Origin of the sequence: Pseudodesulfovibrio sp. zrk46, from assembly GCF_012516435.1 — a bacterium.
Lineage (GTDB): Bacteria > Desulfobacterota > Desulfovibrionia > Desulfovibrionales > Desulfovibrionaceae > Pseudodesulfovibrio.
In genome coordinates, this window is sequence record NZ_CP051216.1 from 3,124,557 (window position 1) to 3,140,422 (window position 15,866).

19 protein-coding genes are annotated in these 15,866 nt (G+C 45.9%); 15 read left to right on the plus strand and 4 right to left on the minus strand.

The features are described 5' to 3' along the window. The first annotated feature begins 94 nt into the window (after nucleotides 1-94). The 14 genes from HFN16_RS14050 to HFN16_RS14115 all read left to right on the plus strand — a co-directional run bounded on the left by HFN16_RS14050 (nucleotide 95) and on the right by HFN16_RS14115 (nucleotide 10,857). The gene (locus HFN16_RS14050; RefSeq protein WP_168891357.1) at nucleotides 95-1,309 is read left to right on the plus strand and encodes an integrase arm-type DNA-binding domain-containing protein; all 1,215 of its coding nucleotides are present in this window, start codon (nucleotides 95-97) and stop codon (nucleotides 1,307-1,309) included. An 8-nt stretch (nucleotides 1,310-1,317) separates the two neighbouring features. Continuing rightward, a complete protein-coding gene (locus HFN16_RS14055; protein WP_168891358.1) occupies nucleotides 1,318-2,175 on the plus strand; it encodes a hypothetical protein in 858 nt (285 codons plus the stop codon). 105 nt (nucleotides 2,176-2,280) lie between these two features. Beyond that, nucleotides 2,281-2,478, plus strand: a complete 198-nt coding sequence (locus HFN16_RS14060; protein ID WP_168891359.1) for an AlpA family phage regulatory protein — start codon at nucleotides 2,281-2,283, stop codon at nucleotides 2,476-2,478. A gap of 147 nt (nucleotides 2,479-2,625) precedes the next feature. Beyond that, entirely contained in the window at nucleotides 2,626-3,306 is a 681-nt protein-coding gene (locus HFN16_RS14065) for a helix-turn-helix domain-containing protein (protein ID WP_168891360.1), read from the plus strand. Nucleotides 3,307-3,531: 225 nt separating this feature from the next. Next, the gene (locus tag HFN16_RS14070; protein ID WP_168891361.1) at nucleotides 3,532-3,720 is read left to right on the plus strand and encodes a hypothetical protein; all 189 of its coding nucleotides are present in this window, start codon (nucleotides 3,532-3,534) and stop codon (nucleotides 3,718-3,720) included. Between the two features lie 60 nt (nucleotides 3,721-3,780). Then, on the plus strand, nucleotides 3,781-4,401 hold the full coding sequence (locus HFN16_RS14075) for a tyrosine-type recombinase/integrase (protein ID WP_168891362.1): 621 nt from the start codon (nucleotides 3,781-3,783) through the stop codon (nucleotides 4,399-4,401). Further along, complete coding sequence (locus HFN16_RS14080; RefSeq protein ID WP_168891363.1) at nucleotides 4,394-4,597, plus strand: helix-turn-helix domain-containing protein; 204 nt, start codon at nucleotides 4,394-4,396, stop codon at nucleotides 4,595-4,597. The genes HFN16_RS14075 and HFN16_RS14080 overlap by 8 nt, the downstream gene beginning before the upstream one ends. 348 nt (nucleotides 4,598-4,945) lie before the next feature. Further along, the gene (locus HFN16_RS14085) at nucleotides 4,946-5,464 is read left to right on the plus strand and encodes a terminase small subunit (RefSeq protein ID WP_168891364.1); all 519 of its coding nucleotides are present in this window, start codon (nucleotides 4,946-4,948) and stop codon (nucleotides 5,462-5,464) included. 19 nt (nucleotides 5,465-5,483) lie between these two features. Next, on the plus strand, nucleotides 5,484-5,825 hold the full coding sequence (locus tag HFN16_RS14090) for a hypothetical protein (RefSeq protein WP_168891365.1): 342 nt from the start codon (nucleotides 5,484-5,486) through the stop codon (nucleotides 5,823-5,825). Then, nucleotides 5,815-6,057, plus strand: coding sequence for a hypothetical protein (locus tag HFN16_RS14095; protein ID WP_168891366.1), 243 nt, complete (start codon nucleotides 5,815-5,817; stop codon nucleotides 6,055-6,057). Before HFN16_RS14090 ends, HFN16_RS14095 begins: the two co-directional genes overlap by 11 nt. Further along, complete coding sequence (locus tag HFN16_RS14100) at nucleotides 6,050-6,244, plus strand: hypothetical protein (protein WP_168891367.1); 195 nt, start codon at nucleotides 6,050-6,052, stop codon at nucleotides 6,242-6,244. Before HFN16_RS14095 ends, HFN16_RS14100 begins: the two co-directional genes overlap by 8 nt. Nucleotides 6,245-6,411: 167 nt before the next feature. Then, the gene (locus HFN16_RS14105; RefSeq protein ID WP_168891368.1) at nucleotides 6,412-7,017 is read left to right on the plus strand and encodes a hypothetical protein; all 606 of its coding nucleotides are present in this window, start codon (nucleotides 6,412-6,414) and stop codon (nucleotides 7,015-7,017) included. A 113-nt stretch (nucleotides 7,018-7,130) separates the two neighbouring features. Beyond that, entirely contained in the window at nucleotides 7,131-8,060 is a 930-nt protein-coding gene (locus tag HFN16_RS14110; protein ID WP_168891369.1) for an SIR2 family protein, read from the plus strand. Beyond that, nucleotides 8,053-10,857 (plus strand): hypothetical protein, encoded by a 2,805-nt coding sequence (locus HFN16_RS14115; RefSeq protein WP_168891370.1) that lies wholly within the window; start codon nucleotides 8,053-8,055, stop codon nucleotides 10,855-10,857. Before HFN16_RS14110 ends, HFN16_RS14115 begins: the two co-directional genes overlap by 8 nt. A gap of 200 nt (nucleotides 10,858-11,057) precedes the next feature. On the opposite strand, the gene HFN16_RS14120 is transcribed toward HFN16_RS14115, so the two are convergent. The 4 genes from HFN16_RS14120 to HFN16_RS14135 form a co-directional block, all read right to left on the minus strand. Further along, nucleotides 11,058-11,912, minus strand: coding sequence for a D-amino-acid transaminase (locus HFN16_RS14120; RefSeq protein WP_168891371.1), 855 nt, complete (start codon nucleotides 11,910-11,912; stop codon nucleotides 11,058-11,060). 33 nt (nucleotides 11,913-11,945) lie between these two features. Beyond that, a complete protein-coding gene (gene dgcA / locus HFN16_RS14125; protein ID WP_168891372.1) occupies nucleotides 11,946-12,911 on the minus strand; it encodes an N-acetyl-D-Glu racemase DgcA in 966 nt (321 codons plus the stop codon). After that, nucleotides 12,902-13,903 carry an N-acetyltransferase DgcN gene (gene dgcN, locus HFN16_RS14130; RefSeq protein ID WP_168891373.1) on the minus strand — a complete coding sequence of 334 codons (1,002 nt, stop codon included), beginning with the start codon at nucleotides 13,901-13,903 and terminating at the stop codon, nucleotides 12,902-12,904. Before dgcN ends, dgcA begins: the two co-directional genes overlap by 10 nt. Nucleotides 13,904-14,413: 510 nt before the next feature. Next, nucleotides 14,414-14,683, minus strand: coding sequence for a hypothetical protein (locus tag HFN16_RS14135; RefSeq protein WP_168891374.1), 270 nt, complete (start codon nucleotides 14,681-14,683; stop codon nucleotides 14,414-14,416). Between the two features lie 704 nt (nucleotides 14,684-15,387). Here HFN16_RS14135 and HFN16_RS14140 point away from each other — a divergent pair. Continuing rightward, on the plus strand, nucleotides 15,388-15,864 hold the full coding sequence (locus HFN16_RS14140; protein WP_168891375.1) for a cytochrome c3 family protein: 477 nt from the start codon (nucleotides 15,388-15,390) through the stop codon (nucleotides 15,862-15,864). Nucleotides 15,865-15,866: the final 2 nt, after the last annotated feature.

The window sequence follows — 15,866 nt, forward strand, 5'->3', positions numbered from 1 at the left end:
AGGGAGTCTTGACAGGCCGGGTGCAAAGTGTACATAAAGTGGTATATTTCAAAATGTACCATTTTTTGATGTACCACCACGCCGGGAGAACTTTATGCCTTTGACCGATGCGAAGATAAAAGCAGCGAAGCCGAAAACAAATGAATATACGCTGAATGATGGCGAAGGGCTCGCCCTTGTCGTTAGCCCCAAAGGGCGCAAGTGGTGGCGATTCCGTTATCAGATGAAGGGCAAGCGGACAGGCTTGTCTCTCGGAACTTACCCATACATCACGCTCCAGGATGCACGTACAAGGCGCAGCCAGCTAAAAACGCTCATTGCTCAGGGGATTGACCCCTCTCGGAAGCGCAAGGAAGATAAGCGACGGAGCAGTGCTAGTGAAGCTTTTGAAGCTGTAGCGCGTGAATGGTTTCAAAAGAATCTTGCTGGTTGGAGTGGGCGTCATGCAAAGACCACCATCGAACGGCTCGAAAAGAATGTATTCCCATTCATTGGGGAGCGGCCTATTTCAGAGTTGGGCGTTGAAGATATGCTGGGGGTTGTACAGCGTTGTGAAAAGCGTGGGGCGGTGGAAACCGCTAGGCGTGTCCGACAAATAATGTCGCAAATCTTTCGTTATGCGGTGGCTGCTGGCCGCGCAGAACGTGATCCCGCAGCGGATATAAAAGGTGCAATTCCACCGGCCAGGAAGGTGAAGCATCACCCGTCGATCACCGATCCCAAAGAAATTGGGCCGCTTCTGAGGGCCATAGATAGCTTCTCAGGGACTTTTGTTGTTCATTGCGCTCTTAGGTTCGCCCCGTTGGTTTTTGTGCGGCCCGGGGAGCTGAGGAACGCCGAATGGAATGAGATAGACCTTGAAGCGTGCGAGTGGAGAATACCGGAATCAAAAATGAAAGGGGGGAGCCCTCATATTGTGCCCCTTTCTAAGCAAGCGGTGGCAATTCTGATTGAGGTTTACAAGCTTACCGGACCGTCTGGTTTCGTTTTCCCGAGCATACGTACAGCTTCACGCCCCATGTCTGAGAATACCATTAATGTGTCTCTTCGGCGTCTTGGTTACGATAAGGAGGAAATGACAGGCCACGGCTTTAGGTCCATGGCGTCAACGCTGCTGAATGAGCATGGTTGGCACAAGGATGCTATTGAAAGGCAGTTGGCGCACACCCCGAAAGATAAAGTTAGGGCCAGCTATAATTATGCTGAACACTTACCCGAGCGTAAAAAGATGATGCAAGCGTGGGCGGACTACCTCGATAGCTTGAAGGCTGGCGGTAAAGTTGTTCCCCTTTTTGCGAAAGTGAATTGAGTTTTGAAATGGTAAAAATTGAGGAATATCAAAGAGAAAAGTTGCAGGAGGAAGTCAACTTTCTCCTGTTTTGGCAGTGGGAATATGGCAGGAGGGCGACAAGTAATAATGACTTGATATTTCGAGCCATTCTCAGAGGGGAGCGATTGCCTGAACAGATGTCTAAGGAAAGTGTCTACGGTTGGACTGTTTGTTCCTTTGACCCTCCGCTTCCAGATATTATGCTTACTTTAGGCGACTGCCGTTTTTATCATTCTGCTCATGAGATAGTTAGCGATCTTGAAAGGGGCTCATTTCGCTACAGGCTGGAAAGCGATTATGCTTCCGTAGATAGAGAGCTGTATCCTTTTGGCGTGGGGGTGAGTATCAATGATAGTTGGATTGATTGTCTCTCGGATAAATATGGCCTCTCTCGGGGCGATTGCTACCATTTAATTGCTGAGGGAGTGACTGCAATTGAGAGGCAACAAGGTGCCAAGGCATATATGATTCCTAATGGGATGGGAGAAAATGAAATTTCTTACAATATTTCTGAGCTACGAAATACGCATTTAACAGATAGCCATGAGTATGGTGAACTTTCTAGGCTTGCAAGAGTGAAGGCACAACTATTAAAAAGCACTCCCATGGCTAGAGTTCCATTGAATTCAGTTAAAAAAAGAGCCGTAGGTCTATGGATTTGGGATTATGTGCAGCAAAATGACTGTGCGCTAAAAGAGGCTAAGGCAAGCTTTATCAAGGCTTACGACCAGCATAAGTTAAAGCTTGAAGACTCGGTTGACGAGTTCGGCTTTTACTATCGTAAAACTTTAGAATGCATAGAAAAGAAGAGCGTGATCGGGTTTAGCAAGAAATCCAGAACCTAATTATTTTTTTAGGTTCTTTGCGTGTTTAACGTTTTAAGTCCTAACCTTCCTCCACAAGTCATGAAGCGGCTAAGGCCGTCATTATTTCAAGCAAGTGGAGGAAATATGAATCCGATTTTTCCAACAGAGGGCTTTGCCCGTTTACCCCAAATTCTTGATTTTCTATCTGTCAGCGAGAGTACCTTTCGTAGGGGAATAAAGGCTGGCAAATTTCCCAAACCAATCAAAGTGAACAGGACAAGCGTTTGGCCTGCTACGGAGATTCGGGCAGCCGTTGACAAGCTTTCTGAAAGAGAAGGCTAGTCATGTATGGGCTTTGCCTTAGTGTCTCTATCTGTATCCCCGTATATCTCCCACATACCTTTTTCGCCGCGATGGTGCTTTTCGATGTCCTCAAGTGATTTTGGTGGATTCCGATGGGTTGAGCCCAAAGGGGACAGGCATTTTAAGATGCTTCCATTTGATTTCGTCGGCCTTAATGGGCCGAATGGCTATCGCCCGAGCCTGTGGTGTGAGCTTGGCCGGTCTGCTCAAGCTCTTTTGCCTACGCTGTTGCGACATGCTGATAGTAAAGGGGAAGCTTTCCCCAGTGAAGGGCGGCTTGCAGCCATGTCCGGGTTAACACGCAAAACAGTCAGAAGTGCTGCCATAGAGTTGGAAAGACGAGAAATTGTCTCAATTTCTATGCGTGTTTCAAGGGCTGGCCGCCGTTTAAAAGTTTATCGATTTTTAAGCAATAGCGCAGATGGGATCATTCTACCCTCAATATTTATTGATGGGGGGAATTGGGCTGAGCTGACTCCCGCAGCTAGGAGTTTATCGTTGGCGTTTCGCTTTTTTGGAAGCCCTAGACCTGACCTTGATCCTGATTTTGGTGAGTGGCTTCATGACGATGAGTGGTATGAATATTTGGATATGCGCCTTGCTGATTACTGCAATGCTGAGCCTGTCGTTCTTAGGCGGTTTGCCGGGATCGGGCCTCGCGTGTGGTCCCGCGCTATCAAATCGTTGCGAGACAATTCCTTTATAGAGCCTGCGCATGACAATGAAACTTACTGGCGGGTATTAATATATCCCCCTTGCGTGCAATCCGTTGGTTATCTCAATTCGAAGATTGAAGGTGAGACGTGATGAGAAATGAAGTGTTCGCACCGCACATATTACCCCTGCTCGGCATGGAATACCCACAAGAAGCACGAATTACCCTTCATCATAGCTGCACGGCCTATTCTTAACTCAGTCCGTAGCGATGCATGAGTTACCCACTAAGGATTTATTGAAGGATAGAAGGAAGGATTTAATGAAGGACGAGTGCAAAGCGGCAGCTTCACACGTCGGTGTCCTAGGAGGTGGAGCGTGTTTGATGGTGTTACGAAGAGAGCCTTTGAGAAGGCATTTCGAGAAGATGGATTTGGAAGAGGAACCGCTAAGCGGATCGTATCAATAATGGTGAAGGTTTTTGACGAAATGAATCGTGCGTCATTGGTCGTTAATAGTGCGGACGTTTACGTCCAGCAGAAACCAAAGGATAGAAAAAATGCATAAGAATATGGCATGCAAGGATATTGCGGCCCCCTCATATTCTGAGGCCGTAAGGGAGGCAGCATGAAGGGGTGTCGTCCACTGACCGAGGTGGAAGTTCGCCGGGTGCTGGTGTCATTCTCTGGCCGGTATGAGGTGCGTAATCGTTGCCTGTTTGTCCTAGGTGTCCTCTGTGGCTTTCGTGTTTCCGAAATGCTGTCTTTGCGAATTAGGGACGTGGTGGCAGGCGGCTTAGTTTGCAAACGGGTCAAGGTGCCTAAGCGTAACATGAAGGGTAGTAAGGAAGGGCGTACCGCCTTCCTGCCTCCCGAAGGGCAACGCGCAGTGCTGGGCCAGATACAAGCCCTTGAATACCCGGCCCCGGACGATTTTCTTTTTCGTTCTCAACGGGGAAAGAATAGGGCTATTAGCCCCTCCCAGGCTCATAGGGTGTTGGTGTCGTGTTTCGAGTCATGTGGGGTTGTAGATCAAGTTTCCACCCACTCCATGCGCAAGACGTTCGCAGACAGGATGTATACCCACTTTCTCCAGCGTGTTGCCGATGGAGAGAAGGTGGACGCCTTCACGGAAACGTCTCTTGCCCTCGGGCACCGTGATCCGGCTAGTACGCGGCACTATTTGAGCTTCCGTGACGATGAGCGGTGTGAAGCCGCTAAAGCCATAGGGAAGGCTCTGTATGGTTGATCCCGTATACAACGTGGCCGATGTTGCTGCCCGCTTGAAGGTGTCTCCCAAGACTGTGCGCAAATTCATCCGAACGGGCCAGCTTAAAGCCTCTAACCTAGGGTCTACGAAACGCTACAGGTATGCCATACGGAAAGCCTCTCTTGAAGCCTTTCTGGTTGTGCGCGAGGTGGCAGGAATTGAAGGAAGTGGGTGAGACCGTGGGTAGGTAGGCTGGCTGTTAAAGAAATTGCACGCGCTATTCATCAAGGAAAGCTCTGCGTGGACAGTGGGTTAGCGCAAGGTGTGGGCGCGCTAGGAACCGTCTAGCATTCGAAATGCAAGGAACTACCGATTCCTTGAGAGTCGTAGGTCAAACAGACACAAACGGACACAAACACCCCTCTATACCCCTTACGGGTCCTTTCCGGGGGGTACCCCCTGTGGGTGAATGCTGATCGCACGCCTTTATTTCTGCGAGGGGAATTGCCGTTGTTGCCGTAGTTGAAGCTTTGAAGCCTGTGGAAAACTCAATTAATCATTCTGAATTAAAGGGAAAAGAAGAATGGAAATAGAACGTCAAAAGCAGATAGTGGATAGGGCTCATCTGGCCGCCGCTCTTAGCATTGCAGAAAACACCGTTTTGGCTCGGGTCCGGGAGGGAATGCCTGTCCTCCAGCGTGGAAGGCGTGGCAAGCCTTGGCAGTTTGATCTTGCGGAGTGTGTGGTCTGGGATCGTGACCGGGCAATACGGAAGGCTACCGGCGTCGTGAAGGGAGATGAAACCGAGGCCCAATTGAAGCGCCGGTTGCTAGAGGCTCGGGTTAAGGGGGAAGAGATAGAAGCAGCCCGAAAGGCAAGCGAAATCGTTCCGGTGGATGAAGTAGAGTCCGCCGTGATCGCTGCCTTTACTGAGGTGCGTCAAGCCATGCTTTCTATTCCTGATCGTGCAGCCCTGCGTTTGATGGCCGCCGAAGATGAAACCGCCATTAAGGAAGTATTGCGTGAGGAGATAGACCTTGCCTTGCACGCCCTGGCCGATTCGGATTTGCTGGAAGGGTGGGAGGATGAGCCTTGCGAGTAACTTCAAAGGAGGAAGGCTAATGCCAGATCAGGAAAAAATGTGGGTAAATGGTAAAGTCGAGATGGAGTGTCCCCGAGACATCTACGGAGAGCGTCTTGCAGATACAATTGAAAGCGCTTTCAGCCCACTTCGAAGTTTTGCGGATTTGCTGGATGTAACGGGAGATGAACCAGAAGGGGCGATTCTTGCGGGAAATGTGCTGCATGCTTTGGTGGAAAACGCTGAGCGGCAGTTGGAAGAACATAGCAGTGCTATAAGAACACATTATGGGAAAAGGCTAGATGTTGTACGGCACGCTTCCAGCTCTGGAGGCACTGTGGTCCCTGGTACGCTTGTGGGGGTAAAAGAATATGAGTTGTGATCCTGATTCGATTTGGAAAAGCATGGAAGATTTTTCGGACAGAGCGAATACAATATCTTTGTCTTTAAAATCGTTGGTAGCATTGTTCGAAGAAAAGGTGGGGTATGGCCCCGCGCATATTGCCGAGCTTTTGGCAAAAGAACTTGATGAGCTGAATAGTGACCTTGGCGAATACGGGGCGAGTTTGCGTAGAGCATTGATCGCCAGCGAAAATGGAGGGCAGCATGGATAGAGACTATATTCTTGATTTGATGGGCGTGCGGAGTGCTTTGGTTGTCGTCGCCGACACTCTGGAAGAAAGAGGTCAAAATGACGTGACTTGGCTGATTTATAAATTGGCCCAAGTCGTTGATGAGGCCGCCGAGGAGATGGACAATAACAATTGGGGGCCGGGAAACTGGAATCCTCTTGAAGGATGATTGCAGTGAGGAAAGACGATGATAGAAGCAGCCGCAGGGCTGCTTTTTTTGTGGGGGCCTCCTGAGTTTAAAAAAAAGTGGGGGCTTTCTAGAGAAGGGGATGTTGGCTTTTTGTATGAGGTTGTCTATTGAGTGAGGGATAACAATATAGAGAAGGAGAGTTCGGCATGGCTGTAAAAAAGAAGAAATATAGCGATGCAACGTTGGATGACATGGCTGGTTATGTGCTTATGCAAGAGTCAGATAGAGGGGCCTTTATTGTTGCCGCTGCATTACTCGAAGACCTTCTCAAGACATTGCTTGGCCGGGTGGTTGAAAGAAAATCGAATGCCGCGAAAGCCAAGACCGATTTTATGCGTTCTGCCCAAAGTTTTCATGGCGCAATAACCTCCTCTCATATTTTGGATGTTATCGACCAAGATACGTATGCAGACTTAATGCTCATTAAGGAGATTCGAAATAAAGTTGCTCATACGTTTTCACATTTCATTGTCGATGACGAAATTGAATCCATGATTTTAAAGCTCTCGCGATTTAAAAGAGCTAAAGCCTTTTGCGCTTCGAAAGGTTTTACTGAGGAGTACTTGGAAGCGGAGGCGGAAAAAGCAAAAACAACTGGTGAGAAGGTCCCGTCTCATATCACATGCGTTTTTTCTCACATCGTGTTGCTGATGGCTATAGACTTGTCTTTTGACACCGAAGACGTTGTTGACTCGATTAAGGAATTCTTTACCGAACTCTTTAAGCCTGTAACTGGCGGGGAGAAGCAGTGATTTATAAATACTGAAAAAATCCATGTTGAAAGCTATGGACTCAATGCCCTCATCTCTGGCACTCTTATCTGTGCATTTTAGAGTTATACAACATTGATAACCGTTGAAAAAATATGAGCATAATACCGCCCCTAATTGATACTCCCGATGTGCCTCAGGCTATCATCAATGCTGCCCAAGAAGGGCAATTAGTCCTTTTTGTCGGTGCAGGCTTGTCTCGGTTGGCAGGTCTCCCTTCGTGGCCGGGGTTGGCTTCGAAAGTTCTTAATGAATTACGGGATGCGAAACTTATAAACTATTCCGAATTGAGTCAGCTTGAGGGGCTGAGTGACTCGAAAAAGAAACTCACCATAGCATCGCTGATTGCCGAAACCAATGGACATAGTATTGATTACAATAAGCACCTCCAAGCTCGATCAGGGGAGTCAGAGGTGTACGAGCATGTTAACCGGTTCGGTTGTCCTTGCGTGACGACGAATTATGATGAGTTGCTGTCACCAATTATCTACGATGGGGATGATAGTAAAACGCCCGCGAGAAACAAGCGAGTTTATCATACTGAGGATTTTCATTCATTTCATCAGAACGATCCGGGTACAGTGGTCCATTTGCACGGTTCCATTGCTGACCCTAAGTCAATGGTTATCACCACAAGGGATTACTTAGAGCATTATGACAATCCCTTTGTGCAAGAGTTTTTGGGACGGCTTTTCCAGAGAAAGACAGTTCTTTTTGTTGGATATGGATTAGAAGAAGCTGAGATTTTGGAACACATATTGAGGCGTGGCGGAGCAAGAACAGGAGCAGAGGGAAGGCGTTTTCTAATCCAAGGATTCTTTAGTACAGAAGCCCACTTGTATTCCAATTTATACCAATACTATCGAAGCCAGTTTGGGGTTCATCTTGTTGGTTTTGTGAAGGATCAAAACGGATATGAGCAGCTCGGGGTGATTGCAGAAAGTTGGGCAAATGCCATTCAGTTTGTTGATCCTGGTTTGGTTGAAGATTTGGAATTTATGGATGAGGTGTTAAGCGATGCGTGATTTAAAAACCAATGAAATCGAGTTACTGGCTCGCATTGAAAAGAAAGAATCTCTTCGGCCTTATTTTTTTAGAAAAGCTAGTGGAGTGCATTGGTTCAATGCTTTGCTGGCTGCTGGATATTTTTCACCTGAGCAAAATCCTCACCCTAAGGAGAATAAAGAGAAGAATCTGATTAATTTCCCTACTTGGGCTGCTGTTGAGTACTTACGTAATATCAGCTCGGAATTTCCTCTCCCCGAAAATAAAGAGATTGCAGAGCAAGTTCTTGCTATAATTATAAATGCAACTGAGTTTGCTAAAGAGAAAGGGCTCACCAATTATCGAACATGGTGGATGTTTTCCGAGATTTTGCCGTCAATTCCTATCGAATTAATAGAGCGGGATGACTTGTGGATCATAGATTATTGGCTTGATGATCCGTATGAAACTGATCTCGTTAGTGTCGAGTTGGGAAGCAAATGGTTACCTAATTTGCTTGAGGTCAACACTGATCATTCGAAAGGACTTGCTCTATCTTTGCTCTCAAGAATTTTTAAAGTATCTTTCGTAGTTAGGTCAGAAGGGGAGTACGAAAGTAAGGATGTAAATTTAATAATTGGAGATTACTGGGCAAAAGACATCATTAAAAAGAATGCCAATGAGATTGGGCATAAGCTGGGTGCTGACGCCGTTGAGGTGTTTAGGTCTACTCTTTCTTTGGTTTTGCAAGAAACAGGTAGTGACAAATGGTCTTCTATCTGGCGGCCTTCGATAGCTGATCATCAGCAAAATACGAGGCGAAGTGATCGAGGGGTAATAATTAATGCCTTGCGTGATGTGCTTGATAGCTATGTTAAAGTCGCCAAGAAGGAGTCGTGCGAGGTCGTTCGAAGTCTTATTGATGATGAGTTTGAAACTATAAGACGGTTAGCGATCTATGTTATTGATAATAATTTTGAATTCTTGAAGGAGTATTGGCCTTCGTTTGTCACTCCAGACCACTTTTCAGCGAATTTTCAAAATGAAATGTGGAACTTTTTGCATAATCATTATGGAGAACTGGATGAAGATGGCAGGAAGGCTGTGCTTGATATTATTCAAGCGGTCAATGTTGAGCGCGATGAAGAGGTTCATGAAGGAGCCTCGGCCTATCGCCGGTCAATATGGCTGTCTGCAGTTAAAAAATATGGAGAGCATGAAAAGGGGCTCTACGATGATTGTGTAAAAATTACTGGTGAAGAGCCAGATCACCCGCAATTTTCCTCCTTCACATCTACTGGACGGTTCAAAAAAGAGTCGCCAATTCCAGTTGAGAAAATGCTAGAAATGCCCATTGAGGAATTGATAGGCGCTTTGGAAAAATATGAAGATAATAGTGCTTTCAATGAACCAGGAATAGAGGGACTCGCAGAGGCTGTTCTAAGAATAACGAAAGCTGAGCCTGATAAGATTGCAGCTTCCTTGGATGGGTTTTTAAAAGTCGATCAGGCATTTATTTATAATATTATAAAAGCTTACCGGGAGCTTTGGAAAGATAAAGCAAAGTTGGATTGGGCAAAGATCGTTCCTGCTCTACTCCAATTTGTTCAGAAGTTGATAGATGATCCGAACTTTTGGGCTGAGGAAAATTCGCAGAGTAGAACAAGTTTTGTTGCGAATCGACATTGGATTGTAGGTGCAATTGCTGAGTTTGTCGAAGATGGAACGCGAGCTGATGAGCATGCTTTTGATGCTGAAACGATAGTAAGCTCTCGATCAATATTGCTTTCTTTGTTGTCCAAGCAAGAAGGCGAGCCTTTCAAAGAGGATAGCGATGCTGTCCATCTAGCTATCAATAGCCCTAGGGGAAAGTGCATAGAGGCGTTGATCAATCAATGCCTTCGCGAATGCCGATTGGCAGATTCTCTTCATGGGCAGCATGATGATGTTTGGAAAACATTTGCCCCCATTTTTGAGAGTGAGTTGGAACGAGCTGAGCATGGGGAATATGAATTTGCAACTTTAGTAGCCAATTATATAGCTAATTTTAGCTACATGTCACGGGATTGGGTCTCTAGTCATCTTGGGGATATCTTTGACACTGCTGACACTGTTAAGTTGCGTTATGCAATGCAGGGGTTTTCCTATCTGACAACATTTCATGATTATTTGTATTTTTTCATGAAAGAAAATGACATTCAAATGATCACTTTAGAAGATGATAAACAGAGGAAAGGTGTCAAAGAGAAAGTTGTACAATTTGTATCTTTCGCATTTATCTCTGAAAAAGAGGAATACAATGAGTCTTTGATTAAGCAATTAGTTGAAAGAGGAAGTGAAACAGAACTTACCACAATGATATGGTTTATTGGGAATATCAAAGATGAAGCTACGTTCGACATACGTTCAAAAGCCTTCGAGCTTTGGGATAGAATTTTAAAGGCCATTGATATCGAATCAAAGGACGGCAAAATCATTGCTTCTGCATTATGTGGTTGGTCTACTTTTATTGAGCGCTTTGATGATGAAAATCTGAGACTGTTGGAAGCCGTTGCTCCTTATGCCAGTGAGAATCACAACTCCTATCACCTAATGAGGTGGTTGGTTGATATTAGCGCTACTCAGCCTCTGGAGGCCCATAAGATTTGGGGGAAGTTGGTGTCACGCACCATTGACTATTATCACCAGGAGCATGTGGAAGCACTGTTTGCCAACTTGTTAAAGGCTGGGGACGAGGGGGCTAGGAGGGCTAGAGATATGGCGAACTTCTTTTTGGAGCATGGACATGTTGGGCCATATGATTCGTATTCAAAGATTAAGAACGGAGGTGGTGCCTAAATTTTGGGCAGCAACTTGATGGGGTAGATAAGGAGTGGTGGTATAAAAAATGGTATAACAAATTAGTATAAATTTCTAAGCAGCTTAATTGTTTGTTAAAAGTTGTACTTTTCTGATTCCTCCCTCTCCGCCATACAAATATAAAAGCCTTTGGATACATATCCAAAGGCTTTTTTATTCGCATTAAATCAGGAAGAAGGCTAGATGGAGGTCTTTTTACCTTCCTCAATGTAGATCTCATTCAGGCGGAGGCTGATAGGGCCAGGAATGCCGCCTGACATTTGGGTGCCATCGATTTCAATTACCGGAGTAACGAAAGAGGTCGCAGCAGTCATGAAGGCTTCGGTCGCATCCTTGGCCTCTTCGATGGTGAAAGGACGTTCTTCTATCTCCAATCCCTGTTCAGCTGCGAGCTTTAGAACAGCGGCACGGGTGATGCCGGGAAGAATGGTGTTAGATAGGTGTCGAGTCACTATCTTGCCGTCCTTGGTCACAATGTAGGTGTTGTTGGAGCTGCCTTCAGTGACGGTTCCTTCTTTGACCAGCCAAGTGTCATCCTTCCCTTGCTTTTTGGCAGCAGTTTTTCCAATTGAAGCTGCTAAAAGTTGCACGGTTTTAATGTCGCGTCGTCCCCATCTAATATCTGGAGTGGAGATTACGCGGAGACCTTTCTTTTCTCCTGTGAGCTTTTTGGCCTGAGTGAACATGATTACTGTCTGGGCGATCCCTTCCGGGAAGATAAAGTCTCGGTCAGCAACTCCACGTGTCACCTGGATGTACACGCAGCCTTCTTGGACATTGTTCATTTCAATAAGTTGGCGATGTGCATCGAGCAGTTCATCTCGAGTCATGGGCATAGGCATGTCCAACTCATTGAGTGAGCGTTCTAGGCGTGCGGTATGGGCATCGAAATCAAGGAATTTCCCATCAATGACAGATGTTACTTCATAGACAGCATCGGCGAACAGGAAGCCTCTGTCGAATACGGATACTTTGGCCTCGTCTTCGGGAACGTAGTCTCCGTTGACGTATACGGTGCGTTTATTATTACTCATTTGGTTATTTCAGTCTGTTTTATTGATTGTAGTTTAGCCCCAGAAATTGCTTTCCGGGGGGAAGACGTTTCCTTCCTCATATTTCAAGCCATTTGGTCTATCTTTGGCTAGGAGCAGTGGGCCATCCAAGTCCACAATGTCTACTCCTTGAGCAACCAAGGTCGCAGGGGCCATGGCTAATGATGAGCCGACCATACAGCCTACCATGACTTGATATCCTTCTTTGATTGCCATTTCTTTAAGTAGGAGCGCTTCTGTTAGGCCACCAGTCTTATCAAGCTTGATGTTGATCATGTCGTATTTCCCTTTGAGGTTCGGGAGAGAAGAACGATCATGGCAGGATTCGTCGGCACAAACAGGGAGAATGCGGTCCAACTTCAAAAGGGCGTCGTCATCATCTGCGGGTAATGGTTGTTCAACCATGTCCACTCCAAGACGTACTAGCACTGGAGCCATGTGTGAATATGATTCAGGTGTCCAGCCTTCATTTGCGTCAACGATGATCCGAGCGTCGGGGGCTCCTTGGCGCACAGCTTCGATACGTGTGATATCCTCTTCTGTGCCTAGCTTAATTTTCAGAAGAGGTCGTTCAGCATTGGCTTGCGCATCTAGCGACATTCTTTCAGGGGTATCCAATGAGAGCGTAAATGCTGTTTGCAGGGACAATGGAGGAGATATTCTTGCTAATTCCCAAACTCGCGCTCCTGCTGTCTTAGCGGCCAAATCCCATAAGGCACAATCTACGGCATTGCGGGCTGCTCCGGGAGGTAGTAGAGATTGTAATTCTATTCGGTCAAAGCAAGCGGGAAGTCCTGCTATTTGAGACATGACCGATTCTACAGTCTCACCATAGCGTTTGTATGGTACACATTCTCCTCGGCCCACGAAGCCGTCACGGTGTATATCAACTCTTAGGACCACTGCTTCTGTACGTGAGCCTCGAGAAATGGTGAAAGCTTTCGCTAGCGGGAACACGTCCCGGTTCATTTCTATAAGCATGAAAGGGCCTCAACCAAGCGACTTGCTCCTTGTCGGAAGGGGTCTATCGCTGGGATTCCCATCTTTTCTTCGATCCCTTTAAGATAGGCCAAAGCTTCATCTTCGGACATATGTTGGGTATTCACGGATACACCTACCACTTTGCACTCAGGGTTGACCCATTGAGCCAGAGGCAGTGCTGTGTCGCGCAGTTGCTCTAAGGAGGGGAGGGTGTAGTCCGGGAGGCCACGCATGCGTTCTCGTGTAGGTTCATGGCATAAGATCAATGCGTCAGGCTGGCCTCCATGGATTAAAGCCATAGTCACGCCTGAATAGGAAGCGTGATATAAGCTACCTTGGCCTTCGATGAGATCCCAGTGGTCTGGGGAGTTGTCTGGAGTCAGATATTCCACTGCTCCGGCCATGAAGTCAGCGATTACTGCATCAAGAGGGACGCCATCGCCTTCAATAAGAATGCCGCATTGGCCGGTAGCTCTAAAAGTTGACTTGAGCCCTTGTTTTTTCATCTCGCGATCAATTGCGAGAGTTGTGTACATTTTACCAACAGAGCAGTCGGTTCCAACGGCCAAGCAACGTTTGCCAGTTCGTTTTTTACCTGAAGCGATAGGGTATTGCACTGAGGGAATACGAACATCGTGCAGAGTTTGGCCGCTCTTTTCAGCTGCTTCAACCAAGGCGGGCACATCTCGTAAAAGATTGTGAAGTCCTGATGCAACATCGAGACCTGCTTCAAGGGCTTCTACCAAAACAGAAATCCAAGCATCAGAAATAATGCCGCCACGATTTACAACACCGACAACAAGAGTTTTGACGCCAGCGTCAACAGCTTCTTGAATGGTCATGTCTGTAATGCCCATGTCTGCGTTACAACCGTCCATTCGTAACTGCCCGACAGCGGCTTCAGGGCGCCAGTCATAGATCCCTTGAGCCATTTTAGCAGCAAGTCCATCAGGGGCGTCTCCGAGGAAAAGTAAGTAAGGTGCTTCAAACATATCTAGTCTCTCCTTGTGCGAAGTAGATTCTACTTCGACTCTCTCATATTGAGGTTGAGCCTTGTGGTTTTGGCACAACCTCTGATTTGTATCGGAAGCGATTGGCTTCAGCTTCCAGGGGACCCATTTCAAAAAACGAACCGAAAAAGTTAGTGAAGATCAGAAAACTGCAATTATGGCAGAGGGTGCAAAAAATGTAATAATTACTAGGTCTTTGTCTGATCATTATAACTTGGTTGTAGTTCAAATGGGTGAACTGATGAATATATTGAAAGAGAAAAAAATACAACTATGTAATTTTATATTACCAATTTAACGTGATTGTAAATTTCATTTTAGAAAGATTGTGGTGCTATTCTTATGTTGGGCATATGTTGAGAGTAGAGGGGCTGTCGTGATCCATTTCTGTGTGGAATTGCGATTATCAAGTCTTTACAATCAAATGAATTGAGAAAGGCCCTGAGTCTTAGACTCAAGGCCTTTGCGTCCTTTGTGCTAGTATTATAACTGTTATTTTTCAGTATATATAAATAATAATTTAGGTTCTGCTCCATACTCATCGTCTGCAGTAAGTCCAAGAGTTAAAAGCCAAGACATTGTTAGCTTGGCTTCATCCTCTGATTTCATTTTGTAGAGCATGAGTTTTCGATTGGCAGAGCTATCACGGTCGGAACCTTCTTCCTCAATGCCTACATACCAGTTTTCATAGATACCACCGTGGTGGTTAATATGACGGGATATTTGCTCAATCACAGAGTGATTTACATTTGTTTCATTCATATATTCAACATACTCCTGTATGGCCGAGAGTTTGTAGTGATTTTGCTTGGCCAATTATTGGGATAATTAGTCTTACTGTCAAAGGGGATCTCATTAATCAGTGCCAATGAGTTCCTTGAGGTGAATCTTATTGTGCCAAATTGAACGTACCAATCCATATTTTGCATCTAAACAATATAAGTGGTTCTTTTGATATACCTACGTGAAAGTATTTCGAACAAGTGTTTGTCTTCAAATTCAGACAAGTCATAATTATCTGATAAGTTTGTGCTTTTCTTCATGGGGCCAATAGCGGTCCGAAAAAGCGGAAACTTCCATTTCATTCCCACCTACCAGAAATCCTTGGCCTGATGCGCTCATATGAAGGCATCGATTGTTTGGTGTCTTTTTTTTCGGACAAATTCGTATCTTGGTGGTCAGGAATCAGCTTGAGATATGTTTCACATTTGTAACTAATTCTACACTGGTTCGTTCTATTCTATTAAAAGTTTAAAAAATATTGCTAATTATTTATAGCTATTAAGAGGTGACAAACGATTTTCGCTTTCGGCGACATACTCTACGGCACACTCCGTGCTCATAGGGCAACAGAGACTGATTGATTAATCAATTTGTAAATATGTATATGGTTGTTTCGAGTGCACGCGATGGCAGCCAGCATGTTTCACCTTCAAGCTGACCCTTCACGAATGAGGTTTGTTCCGTTGCAGAGTAGATACTTTCTTATTTCGGTGATCGTTACGGTACTCCTTGCCGTTGCGGCAGCCGGCTATCTGATTCCGGTTGAAAAACAGGAAGTCCAGGCGCGTGTCGTCATGGACAACACTGGTGGCCGGGTCATTTTCACTCACAAGTTCCACGCTGATGACTATGGTTTTGACTGTACTGACTGTCATCATGACGATATCGAAGCTGATACCTTTCTTTCTTGCGGAAGCTGCCATCCGAAAGAATTCGACGCAGACTTTCGTGCCAATCACCAGAATAACTTCCCAAGCGAAGAAGCCTGTTTGCGTTGTCATGACGATGTTCCTACAGGCGAATTGGCCGAAGAAGACCGTCCGGATATCGAGAATATCCCACTCCGTGCAGATGCTTTTCATGCTCAGTGCATGGATTGTCACGAAGAGAATGGCGGACCGTACGGTGACGACACCTGTTACGAGTGCCACGCGAGGTAAGC